The organism is Micromonospora sp. NPDC048907 (assembly GCF_055586885.1).
Map to the genome: position 1 here is coordinate 495,457 of NZ_JBVJHI010000001.1, position 14,659 is coordinate 510,115.

At 73.7% G+C, this 14,659-nt stretch carries 14 protein-coding genes; 11 read left to right on the forward strand and 3 right to left on the reverse strand.

The features are described 5' to 3' along the window. Window positions 1–162: 162 nt before the first annotated feature. Window positions 163–1,290: a phosphoserine transaminase gene (gene serC, locus ACZ6PY_RS02475; RefSeq protein ID WP_466068521.1), complete on the reverse strand. Its 1,128-nt coding sequence runs from the start codon at window positions 1,288–1,290 to the stop codon at window positions 163–165. A gap of 248 nt (window positions 1,291–1,538) precedes the next feature. After that, window positions 1,539–2,645, reverse strand: coding sequence for a citrate synthase 2 (locus ACZ6PY_RS02480; protein WP_466068523.1), 1,107 nt, complete (start codon window positions 2,643–2,645; stop codon window positions 1,539–1,541). A 272-nt stretch (window positions 2,646–2,917) separates the two neighbouring features. On the opposite strand from ACZ6PY_RS02480, the gene pdxH reads away from it, so the two are divergent. The 7 genes from pdxH to ACZ6PY_RS02515 all read left to right on the forward strand — a co-directional run bounded on the left by pdxH (window position 2,918) and on the right by ACZ6PY_RS02515 (window position 8,986). Next, window positions 2,918–3,547, forward strand: a complete 630-nt coding sequence (gene pdxH / locus ACZ6PY_RS02485; protein WP_466068525.1) for a pyridoxamine 5'-phosphate oxidase — start codon at window positions 2,918–2,920, stop codon at window positions 3,545–3,547. After that, the gene (locus ACZ6PY_RS02490) at window positions 3,544–4,851 is read left to right on the forward strand and encodes an MFS transporter (RefSeq protein ID WP_466068526.1); all 1,308 of its coding nucleotides are present in this window, start codon (window positions 3,544–3,546) and stop codon (window positions 4,849–4,851) included. The genes pdxH and ACZ6PY_RS02490 overlap by 4 nt, the downstream gene beginning before the upstream one ends. A gap of 106 nt (window positions 4,852–4,957) precedes the next feature. Then, window positions 4,958–5,887, forward strand: coding sequence for an aldose 1-epimerase family protein (locus tag ACZ6PY_RS02495; RefSeq protein WP_466068527.1), 930 nt, complete (start codon window positions 4,958–4,960; stop codon window positions 5,885–5,887). A 2-nt stretch (window positions 5,888–5,889) separates the two neighbouring features. Further along, window positions 5,890–6,492: a nitroreductase family protein gene (locus ACZ6PY_RS02500; RefSeq protein WP_466068529.1), complete on the forward strand. Its 603-nt coding sequence runs from the start codon at window positions 5,890–5,892 to the stop codon at window positions 6,490–6,492. 131 nt (window positions 6,493–6,623) lie between these two features. Then, on the forward strand, window positions 6,624–6,929 hold the full coding sequence (locus ACZ6PY_RS02505) for a type II toxin-antitoxin system VapB family antitoxin (RefSeq protein WP_073839113.1): 306 nt from the start codon (window positions 6,624–6,626) through the stop codon (window positions 6,927–6,929). A gap of 31 nt (window positions 6,930–6,960) precedes the next feature. Continuing rightward, entirely contained in the window at window positions 6,961–8,121 is a 1,161-nt protein-coding gene (locus tag ACZ6PY_RS02510) for an acyl-CoA dehydrogenase family protein (protein ID WP_466068531.1), read from the forward strand. A gap of 100 nt (window positions 8,122–8,221) precedes the next feature. Continuing rightward, a complete protein-coding gene (locus ACZ6PY_RS02515) occupies window positions 8,222–8,986 on the forward strand; it encodes a DUF4230 domain-containing protein (protein WP_466068533.1) in 765 nt (254 codons plus the stop codon). A gap of 45 nt (window positions 8,987–9,031) precedes the next feature. On the opposite strand, the gene ACZ6PY_RS02520 is transcribed toward ACZ6PY_RS02515, so the two are convergent. Continuing rightward, complete coding sequence (locus ACZ6PY_RS02520) at window positions 9,032–9,241, reverse strand: PspC domain-containing protein (protein WP_466068535.1); 210 nt, start codon at window positions 9,239–9,241, stop codon at window positions 9,032–9,034. Between the two features lie 457 nt (window positions 9,242–9,698). Between ACZ6PY_RS02520 and ACZ6PY_RS02525 the strand changes: the two genes are divergently transcribed. From ACZ6PY_RS02525 to ACZ6PY_RS02540, 4 genes are all read left to right on the forward strand, one after another. Then, a complete protein-coding gene (locus ACZ6PY_RS02525) occupies window positions 9,699–11,069 on the forward strand; it encodes an L-serine ammonia-lyase (RefSeq protein WP_466068537.1) in 1,371 nt (456 codons plus the stop codon). Window positions 11,070–11,134: 65 nt separating this feature from the next. Beyond that, complete coding sequence (locus ACZ6PY_RS02530) at window positions 11,135–11,962, forward strand: ABC transporter permease (protein ID WP_466068538.1); 828 nt, start codon at window positions 11,135–11,137, stop codon at window positions 11,960–11,962. Continuing rightward, window positions 11,963–12,706: an ABC transporter ATP-binding protein gene (locus ACZ6PY_RS02535; protein WP_151464683.1), complete on the forward strand. Its 744-nt coding sequence runs from the start codon at window positions 11,963–11,965 to the stop codon at window positions 12,704–12,706. Then, the gene (locus tag ACZ6PY_RS02540) at window positions 12,703–14,655 is read left to right on the forward strand and encodes a DUF5941 domain-containing protein (RefSeq protein WP_466068540.1); all 1,953 of its coding nucleotides are present in this window, start codon (window positions 12,703–12,705) and stop codon (window positions 14,653–14,655) included. Before ACZ6PY_RS02535 ends, ACZ6PY_RS02540 begins: the two co-directional genes overlap by 4 nt. Window positions 14,656–14,659 lie beyond the last annotated feature (4 nt).

Here is a 14,659-nt window from a genome sequence, read left to right on the forward strand (position 1 = left end):
CCGTCACGCCACGAGCCGGCCACCCGGGCGTCTCGAACCACCGTACGCTCATCTACCCGAAGGTGGGGGATGCGACACCCCGGCATGTTGCGACTGAGCTGCGGCGATGATCACGGTGGGTGGTCGCCGGAGCCCCGACGACCACCCACCGTCACCGGACGATCAGAGTCGCTCGACCACGTAGTCGATGGACGCGGTGAGCGCCTCCACGTCGGCCGGCTCGACGGCCGGGAAGAGCGCGACGCGGAGCTGGTTGCGGCCGAGCTTTCGGTAGGGCTCGGTGTCCACGATGCCGTTGGCGCGCAGGACCTTGGCGATCGCCGAGGCGTCCACCCCGTCGGCGAAGTCGACGGTGGCGACCACGTTGGAGCGCAGCGCGGGGTCGGTCACGAACGGGGTGGCGAACGACGAGCGCTCGGCCCAGCCGTAGACGATGCCGGCGCTCTCGGCGGTGCGCTTGGCCGCCCAGGCCAGCCCACCCTGCGAGTTCATCCAGTCGGTCTGCTCGGCGGCCAGGAAGATGGTGGCCAGCGCGGGCGTGTTGTAGGTCTGCTCCAGCCGCGAGTTGTCGATCGCGGTGACCAGGTCGAGGAAGGCCGGGACGTAGCGACCCGACTCCTTGATCTCGGTGGCCCGGGCGAGCGCGGCCGGCGACATGAGGGCCAGCCAGAGGCCGCCGTCGGAGCCGAAGCACTTCTGCGGGGCGAAGTAGTAGACGTCGGTCTCGCCGACGTTGACCTCCAGGCCCCCGGCGCCGGAGGTGGCGTCGACCAGCAGCAGCGAGCCCTCGTCGGCGCCCGGCACCCGGCTGATCGGCACCGCCACGCCGGTGGAGGTCTCGTTGTGCGGCGTCGCGTAGACGTCCACGCCCGCCTCGGCGACCAGGGTCGGCGCGCTGCCCGCCTCGGACTTGCGCACGGTCGGCTCGCCCAGGAACGGCGCGTCCCTGACCGACTTGGCGAACTTGGCGCCGAACTCGCCGAAGCTGGCGAACTGGGCCCGGTCGCGGACCAGGCCGAAGGTGGCGACCTCCCAGAAGGCCGTGGTGCCGCCGTTGCCGAGCACCACCTCGTAGCCCTCCGGGACGGAGAAGAACTCGGCGATGCCACGACGCAGCCGGGCCACCTGGTCACGGACCGTCTTCTGTCGGTGGGAGGTGCCCAGGTAGCTGGTGGCGACATCGGCGAGTGCGGAGACCGCCGCGGGACGGACCTTGGACGGGCCGCAGCCGAAGCGGCCGTCGGCGGGCCTGATGTCGTCGGGAATCCGGATGGTCGGTGCGTCAGCCACGGTCTTCTCGATCCTTCCGCGTGGGCGAGGGCGGGCCCTTCAGCGGGCGCGGAGCGACGGCGGCCACGCGCGGGCGCGCGGCGGGGCCGGGTCCGAGCCCGGTCCGGCGGCACTGCCGGCCTTCATCCTCGCACCCGCGCCGCCCGTCCCGACGGCTGGTCCCACTCCCGGGACTGAGGGATGCGCCACACGCAGCAGGGCCCGGTCCGTCGCGGACCGGGCCCTGGTGCGGGGTACGCGGGAAGGGATCAGACGCCGTGCGGGATGGCGTCCCAGCCCTCGACCTGCTGCGGCTTGCGGCTGCCCGGCCCGACGTAGCGGGCCGACGGGCGGACCAGCCGCTGGAGCTTCTTCTGCTCCAGGATGTGCGCGGACCAACCGCCCATCCGGGCACAGGTGAACATCGAGGTGAACATGTGCGCCGGCACCTCGGCGAAGTCCAGCACCACGGCCGACCAGAACTCGACGTTGGTGGCGAGCACCCGGTCCGGGCGGCGGGCCTGGAGCTCGGCCAGGGCGGCCTTCTCCAGCGCCTCGGCGATCTCGAAGCGCGGCGCGCCCAGCTCCTTGGCGGTGCGGCGGAGCACGCGGGCGCGCGGGTCCTCGGCCCGGTAGACCCGGTGGCCGAAGCCCATGAGCCGCTCGCCCCGGTCGAGGACGCCCTTGACGTAGCCCTCGGCGTCGCCGCTGCGCTCGACGGCCTCCAGCATGCTGAGCACCCGCGACGGCGCGCCGCCGTGCAGCGGGCCGGAGAGCGCGCCGATGCCCGACGAGATGCAGGCGGCGGCGTCGGCGCCGGTGGAGGCGACGATCCGGGCCGTGAAGGTGGAGGCGTTCAGGCCGTGCTCGGCGGCCGAGATGAAGTAGGCGTCGACGGCCTTGACGTGCCGCGGGTCGGGCTCACCCCGCCAGCGCTTCATGAACCGCTCGACGATGGTCTCCGCCTTGTCGATCTCCTTCTGCGGCACGGCCGGCAGGCCGAGGCCGCGGGCGGACTGGGCGACGAAGGACAGGGCGGTCACCGACACCCGGGCCAGGTCCTCGCGGGCCTGCTCGTCGGAGATGTCGAGGAGCTGGTTGAGCCCCCAGTAGGGGGCGAGCATGGCGACCGCGGACTGCACGTCGACGCGGATGTCGCCGGAGTGCACCGGCACCGGGAACGGCTCGGCCGGCGGCAGGCCCGGACCGAAGCGCCCGTCGACCAGCAGCGCCCAGACGTTGCCGAAGGAGACCTGACCGATCAGATCCTCGATGTCCACGCCCCGGTAGCGCAGCGCGCCACCCTCGCGGTCCGGTTCGGCGATCTGGGTCTCGAAGGCTACGACGCCCTCCAGGCCCGGTTTGAAGTCGGCCATGTCGTCTCCTGGCTTCCGGCGGTGATGGTGGCCGCGCGGGCTGACGGGCCCGCGGCGTGGGCGACCCTCAGGGGTGTGTTCGGAACATCTTGCCTGCTCGGCAACCGGCTCCGCGACCCGCGGCGGGTGTGCGCCACATGACATCCCCGCCGGTGGACAAGCTCACGGGCTGGAGAAGACTGGACGCTGGGGCCTGGCCAGCGTCGGGGGACGCCGGCATCCCCGGGAGAGGGACGACGAGAGTGACGGGCGACACACCTGCCCCGGCCGGTATGCGTAACGAGTACGCCGCCGACCTGGGCCTTTCCGAATCGGATCTCGCGCCGGACTGGCACACCCAGTTCGCCCGCTGGTTCGCCGACGCGGTGGCGTATCCGCTGCCCGAACCGAACGCCATGGTCGTCGGCACCGCCGACGCCGAGGGGCGGCCGAGCGGCCGCACCGTGCTGCTCAAGGGGTACGACCCGGACGGGTTCGTCTTCTACACCAACTACGGCTCCCGCAAGGGCGGCGAGGCGACCGCGAACCCGTGGGCCAGCCTGGTCTTCCCGTGGTTTCCGATGCACCGGCAGGTGACGGTCACCGGTCGGGTGAGCCGGGTCGACCGGGCCGAGACCGAGGCGTACTTCGCCGCCCGGCCGCGCGGTTCCCAACTCGGCGCCTGGGCCAGCGCCCAGTCGCGGGTGGTGCCGGACCGGGCGGCGCTGGACGCGGCGTACCGGGCGGCAGCCGAGCGCTTCGCCGGCGTGGCCGAGATCCCCGCACCGCCGCACTGGGGCGGCTTCCGGGTGCGGCCGGAGACGGTCGAGTTCTGGCAGGGCCGGGCCAGCCGGCTGCACGACCGGCTGCGGTTCCGGCGTACCGGGGACGGCGCCTGGGTCACCGAGCGGCTCGCCCCGTGACGGGGGTGCGGGAGGCCCGGCCGCGCGGAGCGCGCCGCTGGGCGATCGACCTGCGTCCGCTGGGCGTGCCCGCGTACCGCCGGGTGTGGCTCGGCAACGCCGTGGCGATGTTCGGCTTCCAGTTCACCGCCGTGGCGGTGCCGGTGGAGATGTTCGACCTGACCGGGGGCTCGTTCTGGGTCGGCCTGCTCGGGATCGCCGGCTTCCTGCCGCTGCTGGTCTTCGGGCTGTGGGGCGGGGCGGTCGCCGACGCCCGGGACCGGCGGCGGGTGCTGCTGGGCGGTGGCGCCCTGCTCTGGGCGTCGACGCTGGCGCTGCTGGTCCAGTCGCTGCTGCGGGTGGGCAGCCCGCTGCTGCTGCTGGCCCTGGTCGCGGTGCAGTCGATCGCGTTCGCGATCACGTCGCCGACCCGGAGCGCGATCCTGCCCCGTCTGGTGCCGGCCGAGCTGGTGCCGGCGGCCAGCACGCTGAACTTCACCACGTTCACCGCGACCTCGGTCTTCGGGCCGCTCGCCGCCGGTCTGATCTTCGCCACGTGGCGCACCGACGTGGGGCTGCCGATCGCGTACGGGGTCGACGGGCTGCTGTTCACCGTGTCGCTCTGGGCCACCCTGCGGCTGCCGGCCATGCCCCCCGAGCCGGACCCGGACGGCGACGGGGCGCCGCGCAGGGCGGGGCTGGCCAGCATCGTCGACGGGCTCCGCTACCTGGCGACCACGCCGGTGCTGCTGCTCTCCTTCGCCATCGACCTGATCGCCATGATCCTGGCCATGCCCCGGGCGCTCTTTCCGGAGCTGGCGCACGAGCGCTTCGGCGGCGGGGCGGCGGTCGGCTGGCTCTACAGCGCCATTGCCATCGGCGCGATGCTGGGCGGCCTCACCTCGGGCTGGATCGGCCGGGTCCGCCGGCAGGGCGTCGTGCTGGTGGTGGCCGTGGTCGGCTGGGGCGTGGCGATCGCCGCCGCCGGGCTGGCCCGCCAGCTCTGGCTGGTGGTGGCGCTGCTCGGCCTGGCCGGCGCCGCCGACCTGGTGAGCGCCACCCTGCGCCAGTCGATGCTGCTGATCTATGCGCCGGACCGGATGCGCGGCCGGCTCCAGGGCGTCAACACGGTGGTGGTCGCCGGTGGCCCGCGCCTGGGTGACCTGCGGGCGGGCGCGATGGCCGCCGCGTCCGGCACGACCATCGCCATGGTGGGCGGCGGTCTCGCGTCGGCCGTGCTCGCGGTGCTGCTCGTGGCGGTCTTCCCGGCCCTGCTCCGCTACCGGGCCGCCGAGGCCGGCGAGCGGAGCACCGAGCGGACCTGACCGACGGCCCGGGGCGGACCGCCGCCCCGGGCCGGACCGGCCGCACGCTGGGACGCCGCCGGCCGCGCCGGGCGGCGGGCGGGGGAGACGGACTAAGGTCGCCGGCATGGAGACCGACGCGCGCCCGTCCCCGTCCGGAGCACAGTGGACCATTGCGGCCGGCGGCCACGAGGCCGTCGTGGTCGAGGTCGGCGGGGGCCTGCGGACCTACCGCCACGACGGCATCGACTACCTCGACGGGTACGAGGCGGACGAGCTGGCCCCCGGGTCGGCCGGCCACGTGCTGGCGCCCTGGCCGAACCGGATCCGCGACGGCGCCTACACCTTCGGCGACCGGTCGTTCCAGCTCGACCTGACCGAGCCGGCCCGGCACAACGCCATCCACGGGCTGGTCAACTGGGTGCGGTGGCAGCTCGTCGAGCAGTCCCCGGAGAGCGTGACGATCGGCTACGAGCTGCCGCCCAGCCCCGGCTACCCGTGGGCGCTGCGGCTGCGGAGCCGGTGGAGCGTCGGCGCGGACGGGTTGCGCGCCGACCACGAGGTGACGAACCTGTCCGGCGAGCCGGCCCCGTTCGGCTTCTCCGTGCACCCCTACCTGCAACTGCCGAAGGTGGGCGTGGACGAGCTGACCCTGCGGGTGCCGGGGCGGACCCGGGTGCTGCTGGACAACCGGCTGCTGCCGGTGGCCGCGACGGAGGTGGCCGGCTCGGAGTACGACTACACCGAGCCCCGGGCCATCGGCGACGCGGTGCTCGACCTGGCCTTCGGCGACGTGGCGCGGGACGCCGACGGCGGCTCGTCGGTGACCCTGGCCGCCCCGGACGGCTCGGCCGCGGTGCACATCTGGGCCGACGGCGAGTTCGGCTGGTGGCAGGTCTTCACCGGGGACACCCTCACCGGGGAGCGGCACCGGCGCTCGGTGGCGGTCGAGCCGATGACCTGCCCGGCCGACGCGTTCCGCTCCGGCAAGGACCTGATCACCCTGGCCCCCGGGCAGACCTGGCGGGGCACCTGGGGCATCCGGCCCGGGGCCTGAGCGTGGAGTTCGCCGAGGTTGTCCGGCGCCGCCGGATGGTGCGCAACTACGACCCGGACCGCCCGGTCCCGCCCGACGTGGTGGACCGGCTGCTCGACCACGCCGTGCGGGCCCCGTCGGCCGGTTTCGCCCAGGGCTGGGGCTTCCTGGTGCTGGAGGAGCCGGCGGACCGGGAGCGGTTCTGGGCGGCGGCCACCCCGGGCGGCGGCGGCCGGGAGCGCTGGCTGGCCGGGATGCGCAAGGCCCCGCTGATCGTGGTGCCGCACGCCAACCGTTCCGCGTACCTTGACCGGTACGCCGAGCCGGACAAGGGCTGGGCGGACCGTTCGGAGGACCGCTGGCCGGTGCCCTACTGGTATGTGGACACCGGTTTCGCCGCCCTGCTGATGCTGCTCACCGCCGTGGACGAGGGGTTGGGCGCCTGTTTCTTCGGCATCCCGCCGCAGCGCATCGGGGCGTACCGGGAGGCGTTCGGCGTGCCGGCGGAGTACCACCCGATCGGCGCGGTCACGGTGGGTTACCGGATGCCCGACCATCGGTCACCGTCGTTGCGGCGCGGTCGCCGGCCGGTGGACGAGGTGGTCCGGCGGGGCCGCTGGACCTGAGGGTGGTTCGGCGCGTCCGGCCCGGGTAACGGCGGTAGCGAAACCGACATGAGGGAGTAAAACGCGGTGTGGCGGGTGCGGCTAGGCTGGCACCGACATCATCAGCCCGGCCGGGGGGAGGGGAGCGTGCCGTGATCTTCAGGGCGGTCCGGGACGGGCGTCCCTACCCGGAGCACAACCTCACGCTCAAGCAGTGGGCCGAGATCCCGCCGCGCCCGCTGCGGCTGGACCAGCTCATCACGACCAAGCGGGAGCTGGCGCTCGACAAGCTCCTCGCGGAGGACTCCACCTTCTACGGCGACCTCTTCCCGCACGTGGTGCAGTGGAACGGCGGTCTCTACCTGGAGGACGGGCTGCACCGGGCGCTGCGCGCGGCGCTCCAGCAGCGCAACCAGATCCACGCCCGGGTGCTGGTGCTCAGCGGTCAGCCCGAGTGACCCGCCCCTGAGTCTTCGTTAAGGTGACGCCATGACCCCTCTCGACCTGCTGGACATCGACGCGTCGCTGGGCGAGGAGGAGCGGCAGATCCGTGCCGTCGTGCGCCAGCTCGTCGACGACCGGGTCCGCCCGCACGTCGCCGGCTGGTACGAGGACGGTCGCGTCCCGGCCCGGGAGCTGGCCCGCGAGTTCGGCAAGCTCGGCCTGCTCGGCATGCACCTCACCGGCTACGGCTGCGCCGGGGCGTCGGCCGTCGCGTACGGGCTGGCCTGCCTGGAGCTGGAGGCGGGCGACTCGGGCCTCCGCTCGCTGGTGTCGGTGCAGGGTTCGCTGGCCATGTACGCCATCTGGCGCTACGGCAGCGAGGAGCAGAAGCAGCGCTGGCTGCCCGCCATGGCGGCCGGCGAGGCGATCGGCTGCTTCGGGCTGACCGAGCCGGACCACGGCTCCGACCCGGCCTCGATGGCCACCCGCGCCCGCCGCGACGGCGACGACTGGATCCTCAACGGCAGCAAGCTGTGGATCACCAACGCGCCGATCGCCGACGTCGGGGTGGTCTGGGCGCGCACCGACGAGGGTGTGCGTGGCTTCGCCGTACCCATGGACACGCCCGGCGTGACGGCGCGGGAGATCCGGCACAAGATGTCGCTGCGCGCGTCGCTGACCGGCGAGATCGCCCTCGACGACGTGCGGCTGCCGGCGGACGCCCGGCTGCCCGAGGCCATCGGGCTCAAGGCGCCGTTGAGCTGCCTCACCGAGGCCCGGCACGGCATCGTCTGGGGCGCGCTCGGCGCGGCCCGCGACTGCCTGGAGACCGCGCTGTCCTACGCGACCACCCGGACCCAGTTCGGCCGGCCGCTGGCCGGCTTCCAGCTCACCCAGGCCAAGCTCGCCGACATGGCCGTCGAGTGGAACAAGGGGCTGCTGCTGGCCCTGCACCTGGGCCGGCTGGCCGATGCCGGGAAGCTGCGTCCCGACCAGGTCAGCGTGGGCAAGCTGAACAACGTGCGGGAGGCCCTGGCCATCGCCCGGGAGTGCCGGACCATCCTGGGCGCGAACGGGGTGTCCGGCGAGTACCCGGTGATGCGGCACGCCAACAACCTGGAGAGCGTGCTGACCTACGAGGGCACCTCGGAGATCCACCAGCTGGTCATCGGGCAGCGGCTGACCGGGCTCTCCGCGTTCGCCTGACCTGCTGATTCACCCGATCGGGTCGCTCGGCGAGCGACTGTCGCACGGTGGCCGTACCGTCATTCCCAGTCGATGTGTCTGACGAGGACGGTGAGGGGCGATGGCCCGCGACGGTGACAGCAACGAGCCCACCAGGGAGTTCCCGGAATACCCGACCGGCGAGTCCCTCCGGGCCCGGTCCGACGGTCCGTCCGAGGCCCGGCCCGGCGCCCCGGTGTCGTCCGGCGGCCCGGTGCGCGGCCTGCTCTGGGTGCTCGGCGCGGCCGCGCTGGCCGTGGTGGTGCTGCTCGGCGTGCAGGCGACCGGCCTGCTGCCGGAGTTCCGCAACCCGTTCGCCAAGGAGCAGACCGACCGCAGCCAGCCGCCGCTGCTCAAGTCGATCCGCGACCTGAGCCGCTACGTGGCCGCCGAGGGCAACTTCCAGGTGGTCGTCGACGTGCAGAAGGACCGGCGCAACGTGCCGGACTTCCTGCTCAACGAGCGCACGCTGTTCGTCGGGGCGGGGCGGATCGAGGCGTACGTCGACTTCGGGAAGATCGCCGACGGGGCCGTGGTGGTCTCCGACGACGGCAAGTCCGTGGAGATCAAGCTGCCCGCGCCGCAGCTCGGCGAGACCGACCTGGACATGGACAAGAGCTACGTCTTCGCCGAGCAGCGCGGTCTGATCAACCGGCTGAACGACCTGGTCGGCGGCGACCCCAACCGGCAGCAGCAGGTCTACCAGCTCGCCGAGGACCGGATCACCGCGGCGGCCCGCGACAGCGGGCTCACCGCCCGGGCCCAGGAGAACACCCGCAAGATGCTGGAGGGGCTCCTCCGCTCCCTCGGCTACCAGAAGGTGACCGTCACCTACACGGCGCCCTGACGCCGGCGCGCCCGCCCCGGGTGGTCCCGGGGCGGGCGCCGCGGGTCAGTGACGGCCGGCGGCCAGGTAGCGGTCCTCGTTCGGCATGAGGACCCAGAGGATCAGGTAGACGATCACCTGTGTGCCGGGCAGCAGCAGCGACAGCAGGAACAGCAGCCGGACCATGCCGGCCGACATGCCGAACCGCTGGGCCAGGCCGGCGCAGACGCCGGCGAACATGCGCCCCTGGCGGGGCCGGACCAATTTGCGACTCATCGTCGAACTCCCACTTCTGCGGCGATCCGCCGCGCTGATTCCACGGTAGGAATGGACGCGCCTCCCGCCCTCGGTCCCGAGGAGGATCGGCGACCCGGGAACCCGTAGGTGCTTTACCCCGGCGGCCCCCGCCCGACCCTCGTCCGGGTCCGCCGGCCCGTCCGGCTCCGCCGGTCCCGGCGTGGGCGGTGGCGGCGGCACGCGCCGGTGACGGCGGCGCGCGGCGGTGACGGCGGCGAGCGGCGGTGACGGCGGCGCGCGGCGGTGACGGCGGGGAGACGGGCGGAGGCGCAGGCTGGGGGCGTGCCGGGGCGCGGGCGGGAGGTGGCGGGGGCGGGTAGGCTCGCCGGTCGGGCGCCCACACCCCGGGTGCCGCCCGCCGCCCCCCGCACCGGGAGGCGGCACACACTGGGCCGAACCCGCACGACGGGGACGCGACGGCGAGGAAAGTGCAGCCATGATCAGTGTTTTCGACCTCTTCAGCGTCGGCATCGGGCCGTCCAGCTCGCACACCGTGGGGCCGATGCGGGCCGCGCGGACGTTCGTGGCCGGGCTCAAGGCCGACGGCCAGCTCGCCGACGTCGTACGCGTGCAGGCCGAGCTGTTCGGCTCGCTGGGCGCCACCGGCCACGGGCACGGCAGCGACCGCGCCGTGCTGCTCGGGCTGGAGGGGGAGGTCCCCGAAACCGTCGACACCGACTCGGTCGGACCGCGGGTGGAGTGGATCCGCGCGCAGCGGCGGCTCAGCCTCATGGGCAGCCAGGAGATCGACTTCGACCCGGACCGGGACCTGGTGCTGCACCGCCGCCGCTCCCTGCCGTACCACCCGAACGGCATGACCTTCGCGGCCTTCGACGCGGCCGGGCAGCAGGTCCGGTCCCGCACCTACTACTCCGTGGGCGGCGGGTTCGTGGTCGACGAGGCCGCCGCCGGCGCGGACCGGATCAAGCCGGACAGCACCCGGGTCCGCCACCCCTTCCTCACCGGCGCGGAGCTGCTGTCGATCACCACCGCCACCGGCCTGTCGATCAGCGAGGTGATGCTCGCCAACGAGCTGTCCTGGCGCAGCGAGGCGGACGTCCGGGCCGGGCTGCTGGAGATCTGGCGGGTCATGCAGGAGTGCGTCGAGAGCGGCTGCGCCCGCGACGGCGTGCTGCCGGGCGGGCTGAAGGTGCGCCGCCGGGCGGCCGAGCTGCGCCGCAGCCTGGAGGCGGAGGGCGACGCCGCCGACCCGCTGCACGCCATGGACTGGGTCACCCTCTTCGCGCTCGCGGTCAACGAGGAGAACGCGGCCGGCGGCCGGGTGGTGACCGCGCCGACGAACGGCGCCGCCGGGATCATCCCGGCCGTGCTGCACTACTACACCCGGTTCGTGCCGGGCGCCTCCGAGGAGGGCGTGATCCGTTTCCTGCTGGCGGCCGGCGCCATCGGGGTGCTGTTCAAGGAGAACGCCTCGATCTCCGGGGCCGAGGTGGGCTGCCAGGGCGAGGTCGGCTCGGCCTGCTCGATGGCGGCCGCGGGGCTGGCCGAGGCGCTGGGTGGCACGCCCGAGCAGGTGGAGAACGCGGCCGAGATCGGCATGGAGCACAACCTCGGGCTCACCTGCGACCCGGTCGGCGGCCTGGTGCAGATCCCGTGCATCGAGCGGAACGCGGTGGCCAGCATCAAGGCGATCACCGCGGCCCGGCTGGCGTTGCGCGGCGACGGGGTGCACGCCGTGTCGCTCGACAAGGTCATCAAGACCATGCGGGAGACCGGCGCCGACATGAAGATCAAGTACAAGGAGACGGCGCGGGGCGGCCTCGCGGTCAACGTCATCGAGTGTTGACCCCGAAGGGGTGACCGGGCGCCTCCGTACGGCGGGCCGGGACGCTCCGGGGCCAGGATGGGACGGTGACGTCCGGCGTCGCCGCGCTCTGGTCCGCCCGCACCTCGCTGCGCATCCTGGTCCGGCGTGATCTCGCGGTGAAATACCAGCAGTCCGTGCTGGGCTACCTCTGGTCGCTCATCGAGCCCCTCGGCATGGGCCTCATCTACTGGTTCGTCTTCGGCGTCCTCTACTCCGGCGCCACCCGGCGGCACCTGGGCGACGCGGCCGGGTCGTACCCGCTGTTCCTGATCACCGGGATCTTCGCCTGGATGTGGGCCAGCTCGGCGCTGACCGAGGCGGCCAACGCCCTGACCGGGCAGGCGCGGCTGATCACCACGATGAACCTGCCCCGGCAGGTCTTCCCGATCGGCCGGGTCACCGGCCGGTTCGCCGAGTACCTCGCCGGCCTGCCCATCCTGGCCGCCATCGCGATCCTCTACGTCGCGCACGGCCGGATCCACCTCGGCTGGACCCTGCTCGCCCTGCCGCTGGCCGTGGCGGTGCAGTTCGTCCTGCTGATGGGGCTCGCGCTGCTGCTGTCGGCGGGCAACGTGCTGATGCGCGACATCGAACGCATCATGCGGCTGATCATCCGGGTGCTCTTCTACGCCACCCCGATCATCTATCCGCTGAACCTGGTGCGGGACTCGGGCATGCCGGGCTGGCTGAAGATCGCGTACGAGTTGAACCCGCTGGTCGGGATCTTCCAGCTGCACCACGCCATCTGGTACCCGGACGAGTTCCCCGACGCCCGGCTGCTCACCGTCACCGTGGCGGGCAGCCTGCTGGTGTTCGCGCTCGGCTGGTGGGCGTTCCGCCGCCTCGAACCCGCCGTGCTCAAGGAACTGTGAATGGCGGCGATCATCGAGGCGGACGGGCTCGGCATCCGGTTCGTCCGCAACCGCCGCCGGCAGCTCCGGCTGCGGGAACTGCTCATCCACCGGGGCTCCCGGGACCCGGACGCCGGCCGGTTCTGGCCGCTGCGGGACGTGTCGTTCCGGATCGAGCCGGGCGAGACGGTCGGCGTGGTGGGGCGCAACGGCACCGGCAAGAGCACGCTGCTACGGCTGATCGCCGGCGTGCTGATCCCCGACGAGGGCGCGATCCGCGTGCACGGCCGGGTGGCGCCGCTGCTCGAACTCTCCGCGGGCTTCTCCGGCGACCTGACCGGCCGGGAGAACCTCTACCTGGTGGGCGGGCTGCACGGGCTGTCGTCGGCGTACCTGCGCCGGCACTTCGACGAGATCGTCTCGTTCGCCGGTGAGCAGGTGGAACGGGCCATCGACACCTCGGTCCGGCACTACTCGTCGGGCATGAAGGTGCGGCTGGGATTCGCGGTGATCGCCCACCTGCCGCACCCCGTGCTGCTGGTGGACGAGGTGACCGCGGTCGGGGACGCCGAGTTCCGCGCGAAGTGCTATGCGACCATCGAGCGACTTCTCGCGGAAGGGCGCACGCTGGTGCTGGTGTCACACAACGAAAAGGACCTCACCCGGTTCTGTCGTCGGGGGCTCTACCTCGACGCCGGGCGGCTGACCGTCGACGGGACGATCGACGAGGCGCTGCGGGCGTACGCCGGCGCGACGCAGCGGTGACGCTCGCCATCGTGCTCGCCGCCGGGCCGGCGGCGGGCCTGACCACCGACGCCGGGGAGCGCCTGGCCGACCGGCTGGCCGGGCAGTGGCGCCGGGCCGGGGCGGACGAGGTGCGGGTGGCCGGCGACCTGTCCGAGCTGGCCGACCTGCTGGCCGCCGCCACGGGGCCGGTGCTGGTCAGCGGGGCCGACCTGGTGGCGCACACCGCCGTACTGAAGCACCTGGCGACCAGCCCGGTGGGGCCGACGGTGGCCCTGGTGCTCACCGATCCGCCGGCCGCCGGGCAGGTGACCGTCCGCGAGGAGCGCGGCCAGGTGGTCGCCGTGGACGACCCGGCGGGCCTCACCGGCGTGTTCGGGGGCGCGCTGCGGGTCGGCCCCGCCGACCTTCCGGCCCTCGCCGCCGCCGCCCGCGCCGTGGGCGGGCCCGCAACCGGCCCGGCGCCGGCCCTGGACGGCCCGGGGTCCGCCCTGGACCGGGTCGTCGCCGGCCTCGTCGGCTGCGGCACCCTGGTCTTCGCCCACCGGGTACGCCTGCTCGTGGCGCACCGGGTCGGCGACCCGGCGGAGCTGGCCGTGGCGCAGGCGGCCGTGGCCGCGGTCGACGAGGACCGGGCCGAGCTGAAGCTGTCGGTGAAGGAGCGGGACGACTTCTTCACCACGTTCTTCGTCAGCACCTGGTCCCCGTACGTCACGAAGGCCGCCGCCCGGATCGGCCTGGGCCCGACCGCGGTCACCATGATCTCGGTGGCGTTCGCGGTGGCCGCGGCCGTGCTCTTCGGTGCCGGCGGGCGGCCCGCGCTGGTGGCCGGTGGGATCCTGCTCTACCTGGGCTTCGTGCTGGACTGCGTGGACGGCCAGCTGGCCCGCTACACGCGGCACTTCAGCGCCTGGGGCGGCTGGCTCGACACGATGGCCGACCGGGCCAAGGAGTACGTGGTCTACGCCGGTCTCGGTTACGGCGCCACGCACGCCGGCTTCCGCTACGGCTGGGCCCTGGCGATCGCCGCCATGACCCTGCAGACCGTGCGCCACATGACCGACACCTGGTACGGGGTGCTGCACGACGAGGCGGCCCGCCGCCCGCGCGCGGCGACCGGGGACGCGGGCGGCATCGGCGGGAAGCTGAACGCCGCCTCGACGAAGGTGCAGGCGGACACCGGCTCGGTCTCCTACTGGCTGAAGCGGACCGTGGTCTTCCCGATCGGCGAGCGGTGGGCGCTCATGGCGGTGGCCGCCGCGCTGTTCGGGCCGCTGGTGGCGCTCTGCGCGGTGCTGGTGTGGGGGGTGCTGGCGTTCGCGTACACGGGGGCGCTGCGCACCCTGCGGGCGCGGTGGATGCGGGTGCCGGTGATGGGCGCGGTCGACACCGGCCTGCACCGCGACGACGGGCCGCTGGCCCGGACGCTGCCGGCCGCCCGGCAGCCGCTGGCGCTGGCGGCGCTCGGCGCGCTGGGCGCGGCGGCGGTGCTGGTCGCGGCGCTGCGGGTGGTGCACGCGGGCGCCGACCTGAGCGCCTGGGTCGTCCCCCTCGGCCTGCTGGTGCTGCTGGGTGGCGCGCTGGGCGCACGGGCGGCGCACGGCGGGCCGCTGGACTGGCTGGTCCCGGCCGCGTTGCGCGCCGGGGAGTACCTGTTCGCGATCGCCGTCGGGGTGGCCGGGCGGGTGCCGCCGTGGCTCATCTTCGGGTACGTCTTCGTGCTGACCCTGCACCACTACGACCTGACCGCCCGGCTGGAGAAGCGGCAGGCCGCGCCACCGCTGCATCCCGCCTCGCTGGGCTGGGAGGGGCGGTCGGCGCTGCTGACCATCGGGTCAATCGCCGGAATCGCGAGCATCGCTCTAGCTACACTCGGTGCGTACCTTCTCGTGGTTTTTGTCGCGAGCGTGGTCCTCGCCTGGGTGGTCCTGCCGGCCCGCGTCCGTGGGGGTGACCGCTCGCCGGGCTGACGGA

Excerpts from the sequence above, each read along its gene's own strand:
- ACZ6PY_RS02480 (WP_466068523.1), bottom strand. The coding sequence starts at position 2,645 with ATGGCCGACTTCAAACCGGGCCTGGAGGGCGTCGTAGCCTTCGAGACC.
- pdxH (WP_466068525.1), top strand. The coding sequence starts at position 2,918 with ATGCGTAACGAGTACGCCGCCGACCTGGGCCTTTCCGAATCGGATCTC.
- ACZ6PY_RS02495 (WP_466068527.1), top strand. The coding sequence starts at position 4,958 with ATGGAGACCGACGCGCGCCCGTCCCCGTCCGGAGCACAGTGGACCATT.
- ACZ6PY_RS02510 (WP_466068531.1), top strand. The coding sequence starts at position 6,961 with ATGACCCCTCTCGACCTGCTGGACATCGACGCGTCGCTGGGCGAGGAG.
- ACZ6PY_RS02515 (WP_466068533.1), top strand. The coding sequence starts at position 8,222 with ATGGCCCGCGACGGTGACAGCAACGAGCCCACCAGGGAGTTCCCGGAA.
- ACZ6PY_RS02520 (WP_466068535.1), bottom strand. The coding sequence starts at position 9,241 with ATGAGTCGCAAATTGGTCCGGCCCCGCCAGGGGCGCATGTTCGCCGGC.
- ACZ6PY_RS02525 (WP_466068537.1), top strand. The coding sequence starts at position 9,699 with ATGATCAGTGTTTTCGACCTCTTCAGCGTCGGCATCGGGCCGTCCAGC.
- ACZ6PY_RS02535 (WP_151464683.1), top strand. The coding sequence starts at position 11,963 with ATGGCGGCGATCATCGAGGCGGACGGGCTCGGCATCCGGTTCGTCCGC.